Here is a 20,097-nt window from a genome sequence, read left to right as displayed (position 1 = left end):
CGCCGCCCGGCCGACGGGCGCGCGGCGCGGCGCCGGTCCGCGCGCCCGCCCACCGCCTCGGGCGGCGGAACCCGGGGAAGCCGCTGCGTCTCGTCGTACGCGTTCTCCCACCCGTGGGCCGCCGCCGGGTCGGCGTACCGCTCGTACGGGGCCGGGTCGGCAACGGTGTACGGGTGGTACACGTTCGGCCCCACCCGGGGCACGTCTTCTTCACCTGACCTGGACATGACCCGGGATTGTAGGGACAGGCGTGACACCTGGGACAACCGTCGACGACTCCGTCGGCGATAACGCACCAAATCACCCGTCTCGCGTGGCGGAAAACACGCCCCACGGAGCGTTACCGGGCCGTAAGCTCCCAGACATGCAGGTGATCCAGTCGACCAAGCTCGCCAACGTCTGTTACGAGATCCGGGGGCCAGTTCTCGAGGAGGCGATGCGCCTGGAAGCGGCCGGCCACCGCATCCTCAAGCTGAACACCGGCAACCCGGCCGCCTTCGGCTTCGACTGCCCGCCGGAGATCCTGGAGGACATCCTCCGCAACGTCTCCTCGGCGCACGGCTACGGCGACGCCAAGGGCCTGCTGGCCGCACGCAGGGCCGTCGTGATGCACAACCAGACGCTCGGCATCGAGACGGACGTCGAGCACGTCTTCATCGGCAACGGCGTCTCCGAGCTGATCGTCATGGCGATGCAGGGCCTGCTGGACGACGGCGACGAGGTCCTGGTCCCGGCTCCCGACTACCCGCTGTGGACCGCCGCCGTGTCGCTCTCCGGCGGCACCGCCGTGCACTACCGGTGCGACGAGCAGTCCGACTGGATGCCCGACCTCGCGGACGTCGAACGCAAGGTCACCGACCGCACCAAGGCGATCGTCATCATCAACCCGAACAACCCGACGGGCGCGGTGTACGACGAGGCGATGGTGCGGGGGCTGACCGACATCGCCCGCCGTCACAACCTGCTGGTCTGCTCGGACGAGATCTACGACAAGATCCTCTACGACGGCGCCACCCACACCCCCACCGCCAAGGTCGCGCCGGACCTGCTCACCCTCACCTTCAACGGCATGTCGAAGGCGTACCGGGTGGCCGGCTACCGGGTCGGCTGGATGGCGATCTCCGGCCCGCGCGCACACGCCGACTCCTACATCGAGGGTCTGACCATCCTGGCGAACATGCGCCTGTGCGCGAACATGCCGGGCCAGCACGGGGTGGTGGCCGCGCTCAGCGGGCGCCAGACGATCGACGACCTGGTGCTGCCGGGCGGACGGCTCAAGGAGCAGCTGGACACGGCGTACGAGCTGCTGACGCAGATCCCGGGGGTGACGTGCGTGCGGCCGAAGGGGGCGCTGTACCTCTTCCCGCGTCTGGACCCGTCCGTCTTCAAGATCAAGGACGACCGGCGGATGGTCCTGGACCTGCTGCGCCGGGAGAAGATCATGGTCGTCCAGGGCACCGGCTTCAACTGGCCGGAGCCCGACCACTTCCGGGTCGTCACCCTCCCCTCGGCGACGGACCTGCGGGACGCGGTCGGCCGGATCGCCCGCTTCCTGGACGGCTACAGCCAGCCTTAAACCCCGTTCCGGCAGAAACTTTATGAGCGACGCAACTTTAGACGGAATCTAAGCTAGGATGGTTTCCTGACAGCACAGGAGGCCATCCTCATGTACGAGCCGATCCGCACCCCGTCTTCCCGTGGGTCTGTCCACACGATGGCCGACACGCCCGCGGACTTCCCCCACCGTTCCCGCGAGGAGGAGCTGGACATCCAGCTCGCCGGTCATCTCGCGGCACTGCTCGCCGTCACCGACGAGCTGCGAACGGTCTCGCCCTCCACCGACCTGGACACCGCGGCCGCCCGGCTCGCGCAGCAGGTGTCCCGGCTGCGGGGAGGCCGGACGCCGGTCCGCTCACCCCTCGCCGCCGACCTCGCGAAGCCGCGCCTCACGGCCGCGCACGAGCGGGCGCACGCCCTCGCCGGTCGCGCGCTCCTGGTCGCCGCCTCCCGCGCCGACACCTCGGCGGCGATCCTGGCGGCCCAGCGCATGGACGCGCACGCCGCCGCGCTGGGCAAAACCGCGGAACTGAGCGCCACCGGCTGACCCCCTCCTCAGGGGCCCCTCGACGGCCCCGGTCCGCGTGCACCCGCAGCGACGCGCGGACCGGGCGCCATTTTTTTCTCCGCCGCCGCACGAGGGCACCATTCGCCGTATCCGCAACGGCCCGGTCGAACGCCCGGATTCCCCTCGCCCGCCCGGGCCGCTCCTGCGAGAAACGGCAGGCCGAGCGGCTGACGGCCGGGCTCCGGGAGATCGAGGCGCGGCGGCGGGAGACGCACACCCGCTACCTGGAGGACAGGAAAACCGGTGGGGACGGGCGAAGGCCTGTCGCCGTCCTCCCGTCGGGGCGGACGGGGAGACGACGACAGGCCCATGGCCGCGTACGCCGTTGTACGCGGCTCGCCGGTTCGCACCGCGGCCGGCCGTGACGATCACTGGTCAGGGCTCATCCATGCCGGCCGCGGAGTCTTCGGGGCGGGTGTCAGCCCAGGCGCTCCACCAGCGCGCGGTACTCGTCCCACAGTTCCTTCGGGGTGTGGTCGCCGAAGGTGTTGAGGTGCTCGGGGACCAGGGCGGCCTCCTCGCGCCAGATCTCCTTGTCGACGGTGAGGAGGAAGTCGAGGTCCTCGTCGGCGAGTTCGAGACCCTTGGTGTCCAGGGCCTCCTTCGTCGGCAGGACGCCGATCGGGGTCTCGACGCCCTCGGCGCGGCCGTCCAGACGCTCCACGATCCACTTCAGGACGCGGCTGTTCTCGCCGAAGCCGGGCCAGACGAACTTGCCCTCGTCGTTCTTGCGGAACCAGTTGACGTAGTAGATCTTGGGCAGCTTCGCCTGGTCCTTGCCCTTGGCGACGTCGACCCAGTGACCCATGTAGTCACCCATGTTGTAGCCGCAGAACGGCAGCATGGCGAAGGGATCGCGGCGCAGCTCGCCGACCTTGCCCTCGGCGGCGGCGGTCTTCTCGCTGGCCACGTTGGCGCCGAGGAAGACGCCGTGGTTCCAGTCGAAGGACTCCGTCACCAGCGGGACCGCGCTCGCACGCCGGCCGCCGAAGAGGATGGCGGAGATCGGCACGCCCTTCGGGTTCTCCCACTCCGGCGCGATGATCGGGCACTGGGCGGCGGGAGTGGTGAAGCGGGCGTTGGGGTGTGCGGCCGGGACGCCGGACTCGGGGGTCCAGTCGTTGCCCTTCCAGTCCGTGAGGTGGGCGGGAGTCTCCTCCGTCATCCCCTCCCACCAGACGTCGTTGTCGTCGGTGAGAGCGACGTTGGTGAAGACCGAGTTGCCCCACAGCGTCTTCATCGCGTTGGCGTTGGTGTGCTCACCGGTGCCGGGCGCGACGCCGAAGAAGCCCGCCTCGGGGTTGATGGCGTACAGCCGGCCGTCCTCGCCGAAGCGCATCCAGGCGATGTCGTCGCCGATGGTCTCGACGGTCCAGCCGGAGATCGTCGGCTCCAGCATGGCGAGGTTGGTCTTGCCGCAGGCGCTCGGGAAGGCCGCGGCCACGTACTTGGACTCGCCGGTGGGCGGGGTGAGTTTGAGGATCAGCATGTGCTCGGCGAGCCAGCCCTCGTCGCGGGCCATGACGGAGGCGATCCGCAGGGCGTAGCACTTCTTGCCGAGCAGCGCGTTGCCGCCGTAGCCCGAGCCGTAGGACCAGATCTCGCGGCTCTCGGGGAAGTGCGAGATGTACTTGGTGGAGTTGCACGGCCACGGGACGTCGGCCTCACCCTCGGCCAGCGGTGCGCCGAGCGTGTGCACGGCACGCACGAAGAACCCGTCGGAGCCGAGTTCGTCCAGCACCGGCTGTCCCATGCGGGTCATGGTGCGCATGGACACGGCGACGTAGGCGGAGTCGGTGATCTCGACGCCGATGGCGGAGAGGTCCGAGCCGAGCGGGCCCATGCAGAAGGGCACGACGTACATGGTGCGGCCGCGCATCGAGCCGCGGAACAGGCCCTTGTCACCGGCGAAGATCTCCCGCATCTCGGCGGGGGCCTTCCAGTGGTTGGTCGGGCCCGCGTCCTCCTCCTTCTCGGAGCAGATGAAGGTGCGGTCCTCGACGCGCGCGACGTCGGTGGGATCGGAGGCGGCGTAGTAGGAGTTGGGGCGCTTGATCGGGTCGAGCCGCTTGAAGGTGCCCTTCTCGACGAGCTCCCCGCACAGGCGCTCGTACTCGGCCTCGGATCCGTCACACCAGACCACGTTGTCCGGCTGGGTCAGTTCGGCGATCTCGTTCACCCAGGAGACGAGTTCCTGGTGGTCGGTGGGGATGACGGGGGGAGCCGCGATGTCGCGCGCCACGATTGCTCCTAAAAAGAGGGATTTTTTGTTGGAGGCCCCGTGGGGGCTGCGACCCGGATGCTTCTCAATGTTGACCTTGGGCGCTCATCCGGTGTCGACCGCACTCATTTGATCATCCGATGGTACCGCCCATATGTCCAGAGGGCCTCACAGGTGAGCGGAGTGAGGATGGCCACGTGTAGAGCCGCCACTTTGCGTCCACTTGACGTTCAGCCGATCGTCCGTTGACCGAACTCCCCTGAGACGCCCACCACTCCCGGCACTCGCACGACCGCGATGAGCCGTGACTTACGGGCGCGTAGGTACGATTGAGTGCATGACAGCGCCCGTTCCCGACGCGCCCACGGACACGCCGGCCGCCGGCCGCGGCCCTGTGGCGCTCTCCCTGCCGCATCCGGTCAAACCCAAGCTCCGCGGCTGGCTGCACCTCGGAATGTTTCCGGCCGCCCTCATCGCGGGTCTCGTGCTCACCGCCCTCGCCGACTCGACCCGCGGCCGCATCGCCTGCGGCATCTACGCCCTCACCGCCTGCCTGTTGTTCGGCGTCAGCGCCCTGTACCACCGGGGCGACTGGAGTCCGCGCATGGACCGCATCCTGCGCAGGCTCGACCACGCGAACATCTTCCTGATCATCGCGGGCACCTACACCCCGCTCGCCCTGCTGCTCCTGCCGAGCTCCACCGGGCGCTGGCTGCTGTGGGGCATCTGGGCGGCGGCGCTCGCCGGGATCGCCTTCCGCGTCTTCTGGGTCGGCGCCCCGCGCTGGCTCTACACCCCGTGCTACATCGCGATGGGCTGGGCGGCGGTCTTCTTCCTGCCGGACTTCATGCGCACCGGCGGTGTCGCGGTGCTGATCCTGGTGGTCATCGGCGGACTCCTGTACAGCGCGGGCGGCGTGATCTACGCCATCAAGCGCCCCAACCCCTCCCCGCGCTGGTTCGGCTTCCACGAGGTGTTCCACTCCCTCACGCTCGCCGCGTTCGTCGCGCACTACGTCGGCATCTCCCTGGTGGCGTACCGGCACGGCTGAGGCCCCCGCACGCTCCTCCGATCCGCCCCCGCCCTTCCGGCGACTCCTCTCGGCCACGGCTCCAGCCGTGGCCGTTTTCCGTATGCCGAAAGTACCCACCAATTGACATGGACTATATTTTGAGAGCTACTCTCATTTCATGGCTACTGTCACTGTACCGTCCGGGACGCAACGCGACCCGCGCCGCTGGTGGGCCCTCGGGGCCCTGGTCGCGAGCATGCTCGCGCTCGGCTTCGACACCACGATCCTCAACGTCGCCCTCCCGACCATGGCCGAGGAGCTCGGCGCCACCACGGGGCAGCAGCAGTGGATGGCCGACGCCTACGTCGTCGTCTTCGCGGCGCTGATGCTTCCCGCCGGCCTCCTCGGCGACCGGTTCGGCCGACGCCGGATGCTGATCGTCGGGCTCGGGATCTTCCTCGTCGGCTCCCTGGCCGGCGCGCTGGCCCGGGACGTCCACGCGGTGATCGCCGCCCGCGCGGCGATGGGCGTGGGAGGCGCCCTGGTCACCCCGCTCGCCCTGTCCGTGCTGCCGTCGCTGTTCGCGCCCGAGGAGCGGACCAAGGCCGTCGGCATCGTCTCCGCCGGCTCGACGCTGGGCCTGCCGCTCGGACCGATCGTCGGAGGCTGGCTGCTCAACCACTTCTGGTGGGGCTCGGTCTTCCTGATCAACCTGCCGATGGCCGCGCTGGGCATCGCCGCCTGCGTGTTCCTGCTGCCCGAGACCCAGGACCCCGCCTCCCCGCGGGTGGACGCCGTCTCCGCCGCGCTCACCGCCGCCGGGCTCGGCGCCCTCGTCTACGCGATCATCGAGGCGCCCACCCGCGGCTGGGGCGACCCGCCGGTACTGGCCGTGTTCGCGGTGGCCGCCGCCCTGATCGCCGCGCTGGTACTGCGCGAGCGGCGGGTGGCACGGCCCATGCTCGACATGACGCTGCTCGCCCACCGCGGCTTCCTGTTCAACACGCTCGCCGCGACCCTGGTGATGTTCGTCCTGTCCGGGCTGCTCTTCGTGCTGCCCCCCTACCTCCAGTCCGTCCTCGGCCACGACGCCCTCGGCACCGGCCTGCGACTGGCGCCCATGATGGTCGGCCTGATGCTCGCCGCGCGGGCCGCTCAGCCCGTGGTGGCCCGCTTCGGGGCGCGGGCCGCCGTCAGCGCGGGCCTGGTGGTGCTCGCCTTCGCCGCACTGCTGGGCAGCCGCACGACCGTCGACTCCGGTTACGGCTTCACCGCGCTGTGGCTGACCGTCGCCGGGATCGGCTTCGGCTTCGCCGTCGTGCCCGCGATGGCCGGCGCCCTGGAGACCCTGCCCGCCGACCGCGCCGGCAGCGGCTCCGGCCTGCTGATGACCCTGCGCCAGGTGGGCGGCGCCGTCGGCATCGCGCTGCTCGGCAGCCTGCTCGCGGGCGTCTTCCGCGACCGGCTCGACGTCAGCGGCCTGCCCGCCGGCGTCGCCGACACCGCCGGAGGCTCGGTGGTCGCCGCCCATGTGATCGCCGAGAAGGCCCACGCGGCCGGACTCGCCGCCTCCGCGAACGACGCCTACGTCCACGGCATGGACGTCGTCATGCTGGTGTGCGGGATAGCCGCCCTCGTCTCCGCGCTGCTGGCGGCCGCGTTCCTGCCCGGCAGCGGGCCCGCCCGGGCCGCCGGATCCGAGGACGCCGGTCCCGGCAGGGCGGCCGCGAAGGCCGATGCCCGACAATGAGTTACATGACGGCCGCACGCATCAGCCCTCCCGCCGACCGCCCCCGACCGGGTCTGCGCGAGCGCAAGAAGATCAAGACCCGCGAGGCGATCCGCGCCGCGACCTACGCGCTGGTCGAGGAACAGGGCTACGACGCCACGACGATCGACCAGATCGCCGAACGCGCCGAGGTGTCGCCGTCGACCGTCTTCCGCTACTTCCCGACCAAGGAGGACATCGTCCTCACGGACGAGTACGACCCCGTCTTCCTGGAGGAACTGCGGGCCCGCCCGAAGGACGAGGCCTGGACGGACTCCATCCGCCACGTGATGCTGGCCGCCGCCCGCATCGGCGTCGAGGACGACGCCGAGGTGGCCCGGCTGCGCACCCGCCTGCTCGTGGACGTCCCGGCCGTGCGCTCGCGCATGATGGAGAGCATGTCGGTCACCGGCCGGCTGCTCTGCGTCGCGATCGCCGAGCGCACCGGCCGCGATCCGGACGGCCTGGAAGTCCGCGTCCACGCGATGTCGCTGATCGGAGGCCTGATGGAGACCTCCCTGTACTGGGCGGAGAACGGCCACCAGGGCGACTTCGCCGCCCTCCTCGACCGCGCCCTGGACGTCCTGGAACACGGCCTGGGCCGGGAAAAGAGCTGAGCCCCGACGGCTCCCCCGTGCCATCCTGACCAGGTGAACGCACACCGGATCCGCGTCGAAGTCGCGCCCGAGCTGGCCCTGTTCGTCCCGCACGCCCGGCGCGCCGGCGCCACCGACCTCGCCGTCGACGGCGTCTMGACCCTCGGCCACGTCGTCGAGTCGCTCGGGGTGCCCCTCACCGAGGTCGGCGCTCTGCACGTCGACGGGCAGGAGAGGCCCGTCTCGCACATCCCCGCCGACGGCGAGTCGGTGAGCGTGCGCCCGGTCGCCCGCCCCCAGCGGGTGCCGGGCGCCCCGCTGCGCTTCCTCCTCGACGTCCACCTCGGCACCCTCGCCCGTCGGCTGCGCCTGCTCGGTGTGGACGCGGCCTACGAGTCGACCGACATCGGAGACCCGGCCCTCGCCGCCCTCTCCGCAGCCGAACAACGGGTCATGCTCAGCCGCGACCGGGGTCTGCTGCGCCGCCGTGAGCTGTGGGCCGGCGCCTACGTCTACAGCACCGCCCCCGAGGAACAACTCCGCGACGTCCTCGACCGGTTCGCGCCCGAACTGCTCCCCTGGACCAGGTGCACCGCCTGCAACGGCCTGCTGCGGCAGGCCACCAAGGACGAGGTCGCCGACCAGCTGCGCCGAGGCACCCAGCAGTCCTACGACGTCTTCGCCCAGTGCCGGTCCTGCGGCCGCGCCTACTGGAAGGGCGCGCACCACGAGCAGCTGGTCGCCATCGTGGAACGCGCCCTTGCGGAGTTCGCGAGCCGGCCGGAGCCGGGGCCCGTCAGCCGCTGAGCGCGTCGCGCAGTCGCGTCGGGTCGGTGGTCGGGGCGTCGCAGGTGAAGCCGCGGCAGACGTAGGCGGCCGGCTCGCCGTCGACCAGCGGCCGGCCGGCGAGCAGCGGGAACTCGTCGCTGCCCGCGGAGCCGAACGCGACGACGGCTCCGGGCGCGGTGCCCAGAAGCGCCGTACGGTGCAGCTCCTTCGCGGCCCCGTCGTCCGGACCCGTGCCGACGACCGCGACCTCACGCGGGCCGTCGAGCAGCGCCTCGGCCGCGGCCAGCCCCCAGCCGATGAACCGGGGGACGCGCGGACCGAGCGCCTTCACCACGCCCAACGCCCGTTCGGCGGCGGCGCGATGGGGCTCCGAGCCGGTGTGCGCCGCATACCCGAGCAACGCTCCGGCGGCGGCCGTCCACCCGGAGGGCACGGCGTTGTCGGTCGGATCCTGCGGACGCCGGATGAGCTGCTCGGCGTCCGCGGCCGTGTCGTAGAGGGAGCCGGACCCGGCGTCCACGAACCGGGTCAGGACGTGGTCGAGCAGGAACCCGGCGAACTCCAGCCAGACGCCCTCCCCGGTGACCGAGGCCAGCGCGAGAAAACCCTCGGCGACGTCGGCGTAGTCCTCCAGGACGCCCGCGTTGGCCCCGACCTGCCCGTCCTTGCTGGTGCGGGCGATGCGGGCCTGGTCGTCGAGGTGCAGCCGGACGAGGAGATCGGCGGCGGCGAGGGCCGCGTCGACGAGATCGGGCCGGTCGAAGTACGCGCCCGTCTCGGCGAGTGCGGCGATCGCCAGCCCGTTCCACGCGGCGACGACCTTGTCGTCCCGGCCGGGAGCGGGGCGTCCGTCCCGGGCCCGAAGCAGCCGGCTCCTGATCGACTCGATCCTCGCGGCGTCGAACAGTCCGTCCTGTTGCGGGAGTTGAAGAACCGAGGAGCCGTGCTCGAAGGTGCCCTCCTCGGTCACCCCGAAGTGGCGGGCGGCGAGCTCGGCGTCCTCCTCGCCCAGCACGTCCTTCAACTGCCCGGGCGTCCACGCGTAGTACGCGCCCTCGACATGCCGGCCGGCGCCGTCGTCGCTGTCGGCGTCGAGCGCGGAGGCGAACCCGCCCTGCTCGGTGCGCAGTTCCCGCACCATGAAGTCGGCCGTCTCCAGGGCGACCCGCCGCGCGAGCTCCGAGCCCGTCGCGCGCCAGAGGTGCGCGTAGACCCGGCACAGCAGCGCGTTGTCGTAGAGCATCTTCTCGAAGTGCGGCACGATCCAGTCACGGTCCACGGAGTACCGGGCGAACCCGCCGCCGAGCTGGTCGTAGATCCCGCCGCGGGCCATGCGTTCACACGTGTCCCGGGCCATCTGCAGAGCGCCCTCGGCCCCGGTGCGCGCGTGGTGCCTCAGCAGGAACTCGATCACCATGGACGGCGGGAACTTCGGCGCCCCGCCGAACCCGCCGCGCTGCGGGTCGTACTCCCGGGTGAGCCCGAGCAGCGCCTGCGACAGCTCCTGCTCGCCCGGAGCCTGGCTGTCTCCGTAGGAGATCTCCCGCCCCGCCAGATCCCGGACGATCTTCCCGGCGACCTCGGCGACCTCGTCCGGCCGGTCCGTCCAGGCCTGCCGGACCCCTTCCAGGACCTGCTTGAAGGAGGGCATCCCGTGGCGGGGCTCGGGCGGGAAGTACGTGCCGAAGTAGAAGGGCTCGGCGTCGGGCGTCAGGAACACGGTCATGGGCCAGCCGCCCTGTCCGGTGGCCGCCTGGACGGCCTCCATGTAGACGGCGTCGACGTCGGGCCGCTCCTCCCGGTCGACCTTGACGCTGACGAAGTGCTCGTTGAGACGGTCTGCGGTCTCCTGGTCCTCGAAGGACTCGTGCGCCATCACATGGCACCAGTGACAGCTCGCGTACCCGACGCTGAGCAGCACCGGGACGCCCCGCCTGCGCGCCTCCTCGAACGCCTCCGCCGACCAGGGCCACCAGTCGACCGGGTTGTCGGCGTGCTGGAGCAGGTACGGGGACGTTTCATGGGCCAGTCGGTTCGCCATGGAGTCCATCCTGCCGCAGTACCCGCCCCGGGAGGCGGCAGGCATGTCCCGCCGGGGACGTCACCCCCGCGACGGTGACCGCCTTCCGGCCGTCGGAGAAAGGGCCCGCGCTCCGGCCGTCGGCGGTGCGGCGGCCCGGCGGTCCGGCGATCAGGGGGTCTGCGCCCCCTCGCGCCGCGCGGCCGACCGCAGCACACTTGACCAAGGAAAGCGGTGACCGCCGGAGGGGGACGGTACATGCGGGACGGTCATAGGGCGGACGCAGAGCGGTTGTTGGCGCGGGCAGTGGAGGAGGAGGTGCGTCGCTCCGGCGGGCGCGCCGACCGGCAGGCGCTGATGACGCGGGCGCGCGGCGCGCTGGACGTCATGGCGCAGACGGCCGCCGAGGAGTACGAGGCGTATGCGCGGGCCCTGGACGAGACGGAGGCCCGGCGCGTCAGTTTCGGGCAGCGCTACGCGCGCGAGGGCGGCCGAACCCCCCTGCTGGTGGCAGGCGTCGCCGCCGTGACGGCCGCGGTCGCGGACCTCGCGCTGGGCACCGGACCGGGCACGGCTCTGGGCGCCGGGGTGACCGTCGGGGTCGTCGGGGCCGCCGCGACCGTCGTCAAGGTGGCCGGGTCGCATCTGCCGGCCGCGCATCACCGGGCCGGCGAGGCGGGACAGCCCGGCGGCGCCGAACAGCTGCGGCTGCAGTGGCTCACGGCGCTGGAGGTGCGCGGTATCCGCCCCTTCCTCGACCAGCAGCGGGTGCTGCGTGCGACGACCGGCTCGAAGAAGCTCCCCGGACCGCGACTGCGCGGCACGGACAAGAGCGCGGCGGCCCGCGGACGCAACCTGCTGCAGCAGTCGTTCGCCCAACTTCCGGAGCCCGCGGGCCCGTTCGCCGGACGCCGGACGGAGCTGGCGCAGATCCGGCAGTGGGTGCAGGCGTCACGCGCCGGTACCGAGACCCGGCCCACCGTGGTCGTGCTGCACGGCGATCCCGGCAGCGGCCGCACCACGCTCGCGGTGCGGGCCGCACACGACCTGCGCGACCAGTTCCGCGGCGCGTGCGTGGTGGACCTGCGCGGCGACAGCGCCCAGGAGACGCCGCTGCCCACCCGGGACGCCCTGCTGCATCTGCTGAACCGCCTCGGCGCGCCCCGCGAGCAGCTCCTCTTCCGTGAGCGCTCCTCCGCGGAGCAGCAGGTCAAGCGGCTCGGCGAGCTGTATCACCAGCATCTGACCGGGCTCCCGGTCACGGTGATCCTGGACGACGCCTCCGACCCCGAGCAGGTCCGCGCGCTCGTCCCGGAACGTTCCGAGAGCCTCGTCCTGGTCACCGCCCGCTCCCCCCTCGCGCTGCCCGCCGAGCTGTCGCCCTGGGTGCACGAGCTCGCCGTGCGGCCCCTGGAGGCGGCGGGCGCGGAGGAGCTGCTGGCCGCGGCGGCGCAGGACGTCTCCGGTCCCTACGACGCCGAGTCCGCCGACCTGATCACCCGGTTGTGCGGTGGGCTGCCACTGGCGCTGCGCGTCGCGGGCTCCTCGCTGGGCCCGCGTTCGCCGCGGGCGCTGGCGGCGGACCTCGGCGCATACGGTCCGGTGCAGCCCGTCGAGCGTGCGCTGTGGCTGCGCTACACCGACCAGCCGGACCCGGCCCGCACGCTCCTGCGCCGGCTGGCGCTGGCCGGGCGGGCCTCCCTCGGCGCGGCGGCGGCGGCCGCGCTGCTCGCCACCGACCGCGCGGAGGCGGCCCGCCACCTCACGGCCCTCGCCGACGCCGGGCTCGTCGACCACGTCCGCGGCGACCGCTACCGCCTGCACGACCTGGTCCGCGCCTTCGCGCAGGCCCGCCTCCAGGACGAGGAGCCGCAGAGCGAGCGCGCGGCGGCCCAGGAACGTCTGATCGTCAGCTACGCCGAACTCGCCGACTCGGTGCTGCGGCTGGTCGACGGGAACATGTCGACCCGCTCGGACCGGTTCACCCCGCACGGCTTCACCTCCCTGGACGAGGCCCTGCGCTGGCTGGACGACGAGTCGAGCTTCATCACGGCGACGCTGCGGCACGCCGAGGGCGTCGACCAGAACGCCGTGATGAGTCTGCTGGGCGCGCTGTGCGACTACTGCCTGCTGCGCGGCGACCTCTACCGGCTCGGCGAGATCAGCGAACTGGCCCAGTCCGTCGGCCAGGACCTGCTGGTGCGGTCGGTGCAGTGGCGCACCGGCATCGCGGCGCGTCAGCTGGGCGAGCTGGACAAGGCCCGCACGACCCTCAGCTCGGTCGTCGACCTGTACCTCCAGGCCCACCACGACGCGGGCGCGGCGCGCGCGCTGTGCTCGCTGGGCATCACCCTGCACCATCAGGGGCAGCTCACGGAGGCCGCGGCGAAGCTGCGGGAGGCGATGGATCTGCAGGCCGGACCGGAGCTGGCCACGGACCGTGCCTGGACGATGCACGCGCTGGCGGCGGTGGAGCGCGACCGGGCGCATCTGGCCGAGGCCCTGGATCTCCTCACGCGCTCGCTGGTCCTGCACCGTGCGGGCGGCTCCGTGCACGGCGAGGCCTGGGCCCACTTCCAGCTGGGTCAGCTGCACCTGCGTCGCGGCGACGTCGGGCGGGCGCAGACCGACCTGCGACGGGCCCTCGACCTGTACGGCCGCACCCGTGACGCCCGGGGCGAGGCCTGGGCCCACACCCAGCTGGCCCGGGCCCGGCTGATCGCCGGGGATCCCGGCCCGGCGGCGGAGGACCTGCGCCGGGCGGCGGCCCGGCACCGGGACAACGAGGACGCGCGCGGCGAAGCCTGGACGGTGTACTACCTGGGCCTGGCCCTGGAGGAGACGGGCGATCTGGACCACGCCGTCCGCGAGCTGGAACGTTCCCGCTCCCTGTTCTCCCGGATGCGGGACGTCTACGGTCTGGCCTGCGCCCGCCATCACTCGGCCCGGGTCACCCGCGACCAGCGCGCGGCCCAGACCGGCTCCCTGCGCAACTCCGGGTTCGCCCGGCAGCTCCTGGTCGACGCCCGCGCCGACTTCCAGCGCATCGGCGTCGCCCACGGCGAGGCCTGGACCTGCCTGGAGCTCGCGATCGTCGACGCGGGCAACGCGCGCGCGCAGGCCGCGCTGGCCCTGTGTGAGGAGGCGGCGGCGCTGTTCGCGTCCTACGGCGACCGGCGCGGCGAGGACTGGGCGCGCTTCCTGCGCTGCACCCTGCTGCCGTACGCGGCGCCGGGCGGCGTCGAGGTCGGCACGGCGGTGGCCCAGGAGGAGCTGGCTCAGCTGGTCCGGGCGGACCACCCGCTGCGTGACACCGGGCTGACCGAGTGCCTGGAGGCCTATGGCCTGCTGCTGGAACGAGGCGTGCGCCTGGAGTCGGGCTGGCAGGCCTGGCGCCTGGGCCTCGTCCCGGGCAGACCCGCCCGCGAGGTGATGGGCGTGGCGGTGAACGCCGCTGCGGACCCCGCAGCCGCACCCGAGACCCACCCCGGCTGAGCGCGGGCCCGGGGTGGGGGCCTGCCCCGAGTCGGACGGACTCGGGTGAGCGGCCACTCGGGTCAGGGGCGACCCCCGGCCGGGGCGGCCGGGCATGAGGCCGCGCTCCCGGTCGGCGCGCCCCGGCCGCAGGCCGGGCGTGAGCAGGCGTGGACGGACTGCCCGCGCCCTTGCTCACGGGCTGCTCTTCGCTCGCCGCGCCCGGCCGCCGGTGTTGCCGCCGTCAGGGCCTCAGGTCGCCGACGAAGGCTTGCCCGTCGTCCTGCCCCCGGCCTCGGGGCCCGGCGCCGCGGTCGCGGAGGAGTTCGCCGTCGTGCCGTCCGGGACGCTCTCCTGGTCCGCCGGATCCTTGAAGTCGACCTTGCCCATGTGCTTGCTCATGGACCTCATCAGGCCCCACACCGCCACCGCCATCGCCGCGAAGACGATGAAGCCGAGGACGCCGGGGGTGACCTTGTTCTCGTCGACCTCCTTGGCGAGGGGGACGAGATGCGTCATTGCCAGGCTCACGCTTGCGCTCATGTCAGGCATTGTCGCGGATGCCCGCAAAGAGGTCGTCCTCGGGGAGGGAGGTATCGACGCGGGACTTCGCGAGCTCGTACTCCTCGGTCGGCCAGACCTCCCGCTGGACGTCCATCGGCACGCGGAACCAGCCGCCGTCCGGGTCGATCTGCGTGGCGTGGGCGATCAACGCCTTGTCGCGGATCTCGAAGTAGTCGGCGCACGGGATGTGCGTGGTGAGCGTGCGCTCGCGCTGCCCGAACTCCGCCCAGCGCTTGAGCCACTCGCCGTAGGGCGACTCCATGCCGCGCTCGATCAGCGCGTGGTGCAGCGCCTCGGTGCGGGGACGGTTGAAGCCCTGGTTGTAGTACAGCTTCAGCGGCCGGTACGCGGGCCCGAACTCTGCCTCGGGGTACTTCTCGGTGTCGTCCGCGCCCTCGAAGGCCACCATCGAGATCTTGTGGGTCATGATGTGGTCGGGGTGCGGGTAGCCGCCGTTCTCGTCGTAGGTGGTGATCACCTGGGGACGGAAGGAGCGGATCTGCTTCACCAGTTCGCCGGCCGCCCGGTCGACGTCCTCCAGGGCGAAGCAGCCCTCGGGCAGCGGCGGCAGCGGGTCGCCCTCGGGCAGCCCGGAGTCGACGAAGCCGAGCCATTCCTGCTTGACGCCGAGGATCTCCCTGGCCTCGTCCATCTCCTTCTTGCGTACCTCGTGGATGTGCTCCTCGATGTACTTGTCGCCCTGCAGCTTGGGATTGAGGATGGAGCCGCGCTCCCCGCCCGTGCAGGTCACGACCAGCACGTCCACCCCCTCGGACACGTACTTCGCCATGGTGGCCGCGCCCTTGCTCGACTCGTCGTCGGGGTGGGCGTGGACGGCCATCAGTCGCAGCTGGTCAGTCAAGACTCAATCCTCGGTAAGTCGGCGCCCGGAGTGACCCGGCGCGATCGCAGGCTTCTATAGTGACCGAATCGGGGGACGAAAAATTCCGCGCCGAGAGGACGATCATGAGCACGGCGAGCACGCGACTGCCCGAGGGCCGCTACGGCCGTTCCTCGGACGAGCGCGCCGACCACAAGCTCAAGATCGCCGGCGCCGTCCTGGGCGCACTGCTCCTGGCCTTGATGGGCTACTTCGCCTATCACTACGTCGGCCAGAACAAGATCAGCGCCGAGGTGATCGCGTTCAAGGCGACCTCGGACGACGCCGTGGAGGTCCACCTCGAGGTCCGCAAGGACTCCGGCACGAGCGGCTACTGCACGGTGCGCTCACAGTCCGCCGAGGGCGCCGAGGTGGGCCGGGCGGACTTCCGCTTCTCCGGCGCGGACTCGCGCATCGACAAGGTGGTCACGCTGCGCACGACGGCGAAGGGCACGACGGCGGAGCTGCTCGGCTGCCACGCGGACTGACTCCGGGCCGTTCACACGTTCCGGTCTCCCCCGCAATACGTCCACGCTGACCAGCGCCGACGTAATTCTGGTGGCTTATGTCCTCCCCCTACGGCCGCTGAATTGTTAGGCTCGTGGTTTCGCCCATCACCTGAGGAACATGCTTCTGGGTAGGGCGATGCTTTGTATTCCCAGTACCGACGAGGAGCACCTGTGACCCAGACCAGCGAGTCCGTCACCTGGCTGACCCAGGAGGCGTACAACAAGCTCAAGGTCGAGCTTGAGTACCTGACTGGTCCTGCGCGCACGGAGATCGCCCAGAAGATCGCCGCCGCGCGCGAGGAGGGGGACCTGCGCGAGAACGGTGGGTACCACGCGGCCAAGGAGGAGCAGGGCAAGCAGGAGCTCCGTGTGCGCCAGCTGACCCAGCTTCTCGAGAACGCCAAGGTCGGCGAGGCCCCGGCCTCCGCTGACGGTGCGGTGGCGCCGGGCATGGTCGTGACGATCGCCTTCGACGGCGACGAGGACGACACCATGACCTTCCTGCTCGCCTCTCGCGAGTACGCGAGCTCCGACATCGAGACCTACTCGCCGCAGTCCCCGCTGGGCACCGGCGTGATCGGTCACAAGGTCGGCGAGGACGCGGAGTACGAGCTGCCGAACGGCAAGAAGGCCTCCGTGCGCATCCTCAAGGCCGTGCCCTACGACGGCTGAGCCGCCCTCCTACCTGGACCTTTCTCTCTCCGGGCAGTCCCGACGAGCCCCCGGCGCCTCGCGCGCGGGGGGTTTCGCCGTACCGGGCCCCTCATGCGCGCCCGGCCGTGCTTCCCCCACGGGTCGCCTTCTCACGCCGTCGCCGAGCGGTACTTGCGTACCGCCAGCGTCCGGAAGAGCACGATGATCAGCACGGAGTAGATCAGCGAGGCCCAGACCGGGTGCTGCATCGGCCAGGCCCCGGACTGCGACTGGCCGGGGTTGGCGAACAGCACCCGGCAGGCCTGGACGGTGGCGCTGAACGGGTTCCACTCGGCGACGTGTCGCAGCCAGGGCGTCATGTTGCTGGTGTCCACGAACGCGTTGGAGATGAAGGTCACCGGGAAGAGCCAGATCAGCCCGCCGGAGGTGGCCGCCTCGGGCGTGCGGACGCTCAGGCCGATCAGGGCGCCGATCCAGGTGAACGCGTAACCGAGCAGGAGCAGCAGTCCGAAGGCTCCCAGCACCCGGCCGGCGTCGGTCTCGCCGTCGGAACCGACCCGCCAGCCGACCAGGAGCGCGACGATCGCCAGGACCAGCAGGGTCAGCGCCGTCTGGACGAGGTCGGCCAGGGTGCGGCCGGTGAGCACCGCGCCGCGCGCCATGGGCAGGGAGCGGAAGCGGTCGATGAGGCCCTTGTGCATGTCGTCGGCGATGCCGGCGCCGGCGCCCGCCGTGGCGAAGGTGACGGTCTGCGCGAAGATGCCCGCCATGAGGAAGTTCTTGTAGTCGGTGGCGCTCGTGCTGCCCCCGATCCGCATGGAACCGCCGAACACATAGGTGAAGAGCACGACGAACATGATGGGCTGAATCAGCCCGAAAATGACCACTTCCGGAATTCGGGCCATGCGGATCAAGTTGCGTTTTGCAACGACCAGCGAGTCCCGGATCGGCTGCCCGAGAGAGCGGGCGGACTGGGGCGCCGCGCCGCCCGCGGCGTCGGTGACGGCACTCATCTGACGGTCTCCCTCTCGCTCTGTCCCTTGTCCTGGCTCTCCTCCGCCTTCGCCTCGGCCACGTGTCCCGTCAGGGACAGGAAGACGTCGTCGAGGGTGGGGCGGCGCAGGCCTATGTCGTCGATCTCGATGCCGCGCGCGTCGAGCTCGCGGATGACCTCGGCGAGCAGCTTGGCGCCGCCGGTCACCGGCACGGTGAGCCTGCGGGTGTGCTGCTCGACGGTGGTCTCGCCCTTGCCGAAGCCGGACAGCACCTGCCGGGCCACGGCGATGTGCTCGCGCTCGTGCACCACGACCTCCACGCGCTCGCCGCCGGTGCGGGCCTTGAGCTCGTCGGAGGTGCCTCGGGCGATGACCCGGCCGTGGTCGACGACGGCGATGTCGTGCGCCAGATGGTCGGCCTCTTCGAGGTACTGCGTGGTCAGCAGGAGCGTCGTGCCGCCGGAGACCAGACGCTTGATCACCTCCCACAGCAGCTGGCGGTTGCGCGGGTCGAGGCCGGTCGTCGGCTCGTCCATGAACATCACGGGCGGCGAGACCACCAGGGCCGCGGCCAGGTCGAGGCGGCGGCGCATGCCTCCGGAGTAGGTCTTGGCGGTGCGGTCGGCGGCGTCCGCCAGGTCGAACTGGTCGAGCAGCTCGGCGGCCCGGGCCTTCGCCGCGCCGGCTCTCATCTGGTAGAGCCGGCCGACCATCTGCAGGTTCTCGCGACCGGTGAGGTATTCGTCGACCGCGGCGAACTGGCCGGACAGGCCGATCGAGCGGCGCACCTCGTCGGGATGCTTCAGCACGTCGAAGCCGGCGACCACGGCCCGGCCCCGGTCGGGGCGCAGCAGGGTGGTCAGACAGCGGACCGCGGTGGTCTTGCCCGCGCCGTTCGGCCCGAGCAGACCCAGGACCGTGCCCTGCGGCACGTCCAGGTCGACGCCGTCCAGAGCCTTTACGTCACCGAAGGTCTTCACCAGACCTTCGGCGTAGATGGCGCCTGGCATATGAGTCTCCACCTCGTCGGGGATTCTTCGGGGTCGGGGATTCTTCGGAAAGCCTAGGTTTGCACTTTTCGTGCGGCCTGATGGGGTAATCGGCCGAGCAGCGCAGGAGACACACCATAACGCGATGTATCGCGTCTCACAATGGACTTACCCGAACGAGTGATCGGAAGGATCCTGACCTGCGCCGGGCCGGGCTGGCCGTGCCGGGCCGGGCCACGGCCGCCTCAGTCGATGACGGTGTATCCGGCGTCGCGCAGCGCCCGGCCGACCTCGGCGCAGTGCGCCGGCCCCTTCGTCTCGAGGTGCAGTTCGACCTCCGCCTCCGTCAGCCCGAGCCGGGGGTCGGTGCGCAGGTGGCTGACGTCCAGGATGTTGGCGTCGACCCCCGACAGCGCCCCGAGGAGCGAGGCGAGGGCGCCGGGCCGGTCCGTCAGCCGCAGACGTACGGCCAGGTAGCGGCCCTGTGCGGCCATGCCGTGCCGCAGGACGCGCTCCATCAGCACCGGGTCGACATTGCCCCCGGACAGCACCGCGACGACCGGGCCCTCGAACGCGTCGGGCGTGCTCAGCAGCGCGGCCACCGGGCTCGCCCCGGCCGGCTCGACGACCAGCTTGGCCCGCTCCAGGCACAGCAGCAGCGCCGCGGCCAGCTCGTCCTCCGTGACCGTGCGGACCTCGTCCACCAGATCGCCGACGATGGCGAACGGCACCTCGCCCGGACGGCCCACCTTGATCCCGTCGGCCATCGTCGCCGGGTTGTCGAGCGCCACCGGCCGCCCGGCCGCCAGCGAGGGCGGATACGCCGCGGCCCCCGCCGCCTGCACGCCGACGATCCGCACGTCCGGCCGCAGCGCCTTCACCGCGACCGCGATGCCCGCCGCCAGTCCGCCGCCGCCGATCCCGACGACGATCGTGCGCACCTGCGGGCACTGCTCCAGGATCTCCAGGCCGACCGTGCCCTGCCCCGCGATGACGTCGGGGTGGTCGAAGGGGTGGATGAACACCGCGCCGGTCTCGGCCGCGTACTCCTGGGCCGCGGCCAGCGTCTCGTCGACCACCTGACCGTGCAGGCGCACCTCGGCCCCGTACTCGCGGGTTGCGCTGATCTTCGGCAGCGGCGCGCCCTTCGGCATGAACACCGTGGAACGCACGCCCAGCAGCGACGACGCCAGCGCCACGCCCTGCGCGTGGTTGCCCGCGCTCGCCGCGACCACCCCGGCCGCCCGCTCCTCCGGCAGCAGCCCGGCGATGCGCACGTAGGCCCCGCGCAGCTTGAAGGACCCCGTCCGCTGGAGGTTCTCGCACTTGAAGTGCACCGGCGCCCCGACCAGCTGGGTCAGGTGCCTGCTGCCCTCCACCGCGGTCGCCCGTGCCACGCCCGCCAGCATCTTCCGGGCGCCGCGCACGTCGTCGAGGGTGACGGGGCGAAAGGAGTCAGCCGTGCCGTAGCTCATGACACCAGCATCGCAGTTCACAGGCG

The 20,097-nt window shown here is 71.6% G+C and carries 16 protein-coding genes and 1 pseudogene; 9 read left to right on the top strand and 8 right to left on the bottom strand.

Annotated features, from left to right (window positions below):
- Positions 1–227, bottom strand: a pseudogene (locus tag BG482_RS22710) (hypothetical protein); the annotation flags it as partial.
- A gap of 137 nt (positions 228–364) precedes the next feature.
- Here BG482_RS22710 and BG482_RS22705 point away from each other — a divergent pair.
- On the top strand, positions 365–1,576 hold the full coding sequence (locus BG482_RS22705) for a pyridoxal phosphate-dependent aminotransferase (RefSeq protein WP_069770929.1): 1,212 nt from the start codon (positions 365–367) through the stop codon (positions 1,574–1,576).
- A 90-nt stretch (positions 1,577–1,666) separates the two neighbouring features.
- Positions 1,667–2,104, top strand: a complete 438-nt coding sequence (locus tag BG482_RS22700; protein WP_069770928.1) for a hypothetical protein — start codon at positions 1,667–1,669, stop codon at positions 2,102–2,104.
- 439 nt (positions 2,105–2,543) lie between these two features.
- Here the strand turns inward: BG482_RS22700 and BG482_RS22695 are convergent, their stop codons facing one another.
- Positions 2,544–4,367, bottom strand: coding sequence for a phosphoenolpyruvate carboxykinase (GTP) (locus tag BG482_RS22695; protein ID WP_069770927.1), 1,824 nt, complete (start codon positions 4,365–4,367; stop codon positions 2,544–2,546).
- Positions 4,368–4,683: 316 nt separating this feature from the next.
- On the opposite strand from BG482_RS22695, the gene BG482_RS22690 reads away from it, so the two are divergent.
- The 4 genes from BG482_RS22690 to BG482_RS22675 all read left to right on the top strand — a co-directional run bounded on the left by BG482_RS22690 (position 4,684) and on the right by BG482_RS22675 (position 8,529).
- Complete coding sequence (locus BG482_RS22690) at positions 4,684–5,397, top strand: hemolysin III family protein (protein WP_069770926.1); 714 nt, start codon at positions 4,684–4,686, stop codon at positions 5,395–5,397.
- Positions 5,398–5,536: 139 nt separating this feature from the next.
- Entirely contained in the window at positions 5,537–7,108 is a 1,572-nt protein-coding gene (locus tag BG482_RS22685; protein ID WP_069770925.1) for an MFS transporter, read from the top strand.
- Entirely contained in the window at positions 7,105–7,743 is a 639-nt protein-coding gene (locus BG482_RS22680) for a TetR/AcrR family transcriptional regulator (protein WP_069770924.1), read from the top strand. Before BG482_RS22685 ends, BG482_RS22680 begins: the two co-directional genes overlap by 4 nt.
- Positions 7,744–7,776: 33 nt before the next feature.
- Complete coding sequence (locus BG482_RS22675; RefSeq protein ID WP_069770923.1) at positions 7,777–8,529, top strand: Mut7-C RNAse domain-containing protein; 753 nt, start codon at positions 7,777–7,779, stop codon at positions 8,527–8,529.
- On the opposite strand, the gene BG482_RS22670 is transcribed toward BG482_RS22675, so the two are convergent.
- Positions 8,519–10,552 carry a thioredoxin domain-containing protein gene (locus BG482_RS22670; protein WP_069770922.1) on the bottom strand — a complete coding sequence of 678 codons (2,034 nt, stop codon included), beginning with the start codon at positions 10,550–10,552 and terminating at the stop codon, positions 8,519–8,521. The two genes, BG482_RS22675 and BG482_RS22670, sit on opposite strands and share 11 nt — an antisense overlap.
- A 237-nt stretch (positions 10,553–10,789) precedes the next feature.
- Between BG482_RS22670 and BG482_RS22665 the strand changes: the two genes are divergently transcribed.
- A complete protein-coding gene (locus BG482_RS22665; RefSeq protein WP_069770921.1) occupies positions 10,790–14,026 on the top strand; it encodes a tetratricopeptide repeat protein in 3,237 nt (1,078 codons plus the stop codon).
- A gap of 231 nt (positions 14,027–14,257) precedes the next feature.
- Here BG482_RS22665 and BG482_RS22660 read toward each other — a convergent pair whose 3' ends face one another.
- Together BG482_RS22660 and mca are read right to left on the bottom strand one after the other, a co-directional pair.
- Complete coding sequence (locus tag BG482_RS22660) at positions 14,258–14,557, bottom strand: hypothetical protein (RefSeq protein WP_079142037.1); 300 nt, start codon at positions 14,555–14,557, stop codon at positions 14,258–14,260.
- Positions 14,550–15,410 carry a mycothiol conjugate amidase Mca gene (gene mca / locus BG482_RS22655; protein ID WP_069770919.1) on the bottom strand — a complete coding sequence of 287 codons (861 nt, stop codon included), beginning with the start codon at positions 15,408–15,410 and terminating at the stop codon, positions 14,550–14,552. The genes BG482_RS22660 and mca overlap by 8 nt, the downstream gene beginning before the upstream one ends.
- Before the next feature lie 125 nt (positions 15,411–15,535).
- Here mca and BG482_RS22650 point away from each other — a divergent pair, with 125 nt between their 5' ends.
- Both BG482_RS22650 and greA read left to right on the top strand, forming a co-directional pair.
- Positions 15,536–15,937 carry a DUF4307 domain-containing protein gene (locus BG482_RS22650; protein ID WP_069770918.1) on the top strand — a complete coding sequence of 134 codons (402 nt, stop codon included), beginning with the start codon at positions 15,536–15,538 and terminating at the stop codon, positions 15,935–15,937.
- A gap of 192 nt (positions 15,938–16,129) precedes the next feature.
- Entirely contained in the window at positions 16,130–16,630 is a 501-nt protein-coding gene (greA, locus tag BG482_RS22645; RefSeq protein ID WP_069770917.1) for a transcription elongation factor GreA, read from the top strand.
- Between the two features lie 131 nt (positions 16,631–16,761).
- Here the strand turns inward: greA and BG482_RS22640 are convergent, their stop codons facing one another.
- The 3 genes from BG482_RS22640 to ilvA all read right to left on the bottom strand — a co-directional run bounded on the left by BG482_RS22640 (position 16,762) and on the right by ilvA (position 20,071).
- Positions 16,762–17,625 (bottom strand): ABC transporter permease, encoded by an 864-nt coding sequence (locus BG482_RS22640; protein WP_069770916.1) that lies wholly within the window; start codon positions 17,623–17,625, stop codon positions 16,762–16,764.
- On the bottom strand, positions 17,622–18,617 hold the full coding sequence (locus BG482_RS22635) for an ATP-binding cassette domain-containing protein (RefSeq protein ID WP_069770915.1): 996 nt from the start codon (positions 18,615–18,617) through the stop codon (positions 17,622–17,624). The genes BG482_RS22640 and BG482_RS22635 overlap by 4 nt, the downstream gene beginning before the upstream one ends.
- 224 nt (positions 18,618–18,841) lie before the next feature.
- Entirely contained in the window at positions 18,842–20,071 is a 1,230-nt protein-coding gene (gene ilvA / locus BG482_RS22630) for a threonine ammonia-lyase (RefSeq protein ID WP_069770914.1), read from the bottom strand.
- Positions 20,072–20,097: the final 26 nt, after the last annotated feature.

Source organism: Streptomyces sp. LUP30 (assembly GCF_001746365.1).
Taxonomy (GTDB): domain Bacteria; phylum Actinomycetota; class Actinomycetes; order Streptomycetales; family Streptomycetaceae; genus Streptomyces.
Note: the sequence above shows the minus strand (reverse complement) of the source record. Positions and strands in the feature narration are given on the sequence as shown.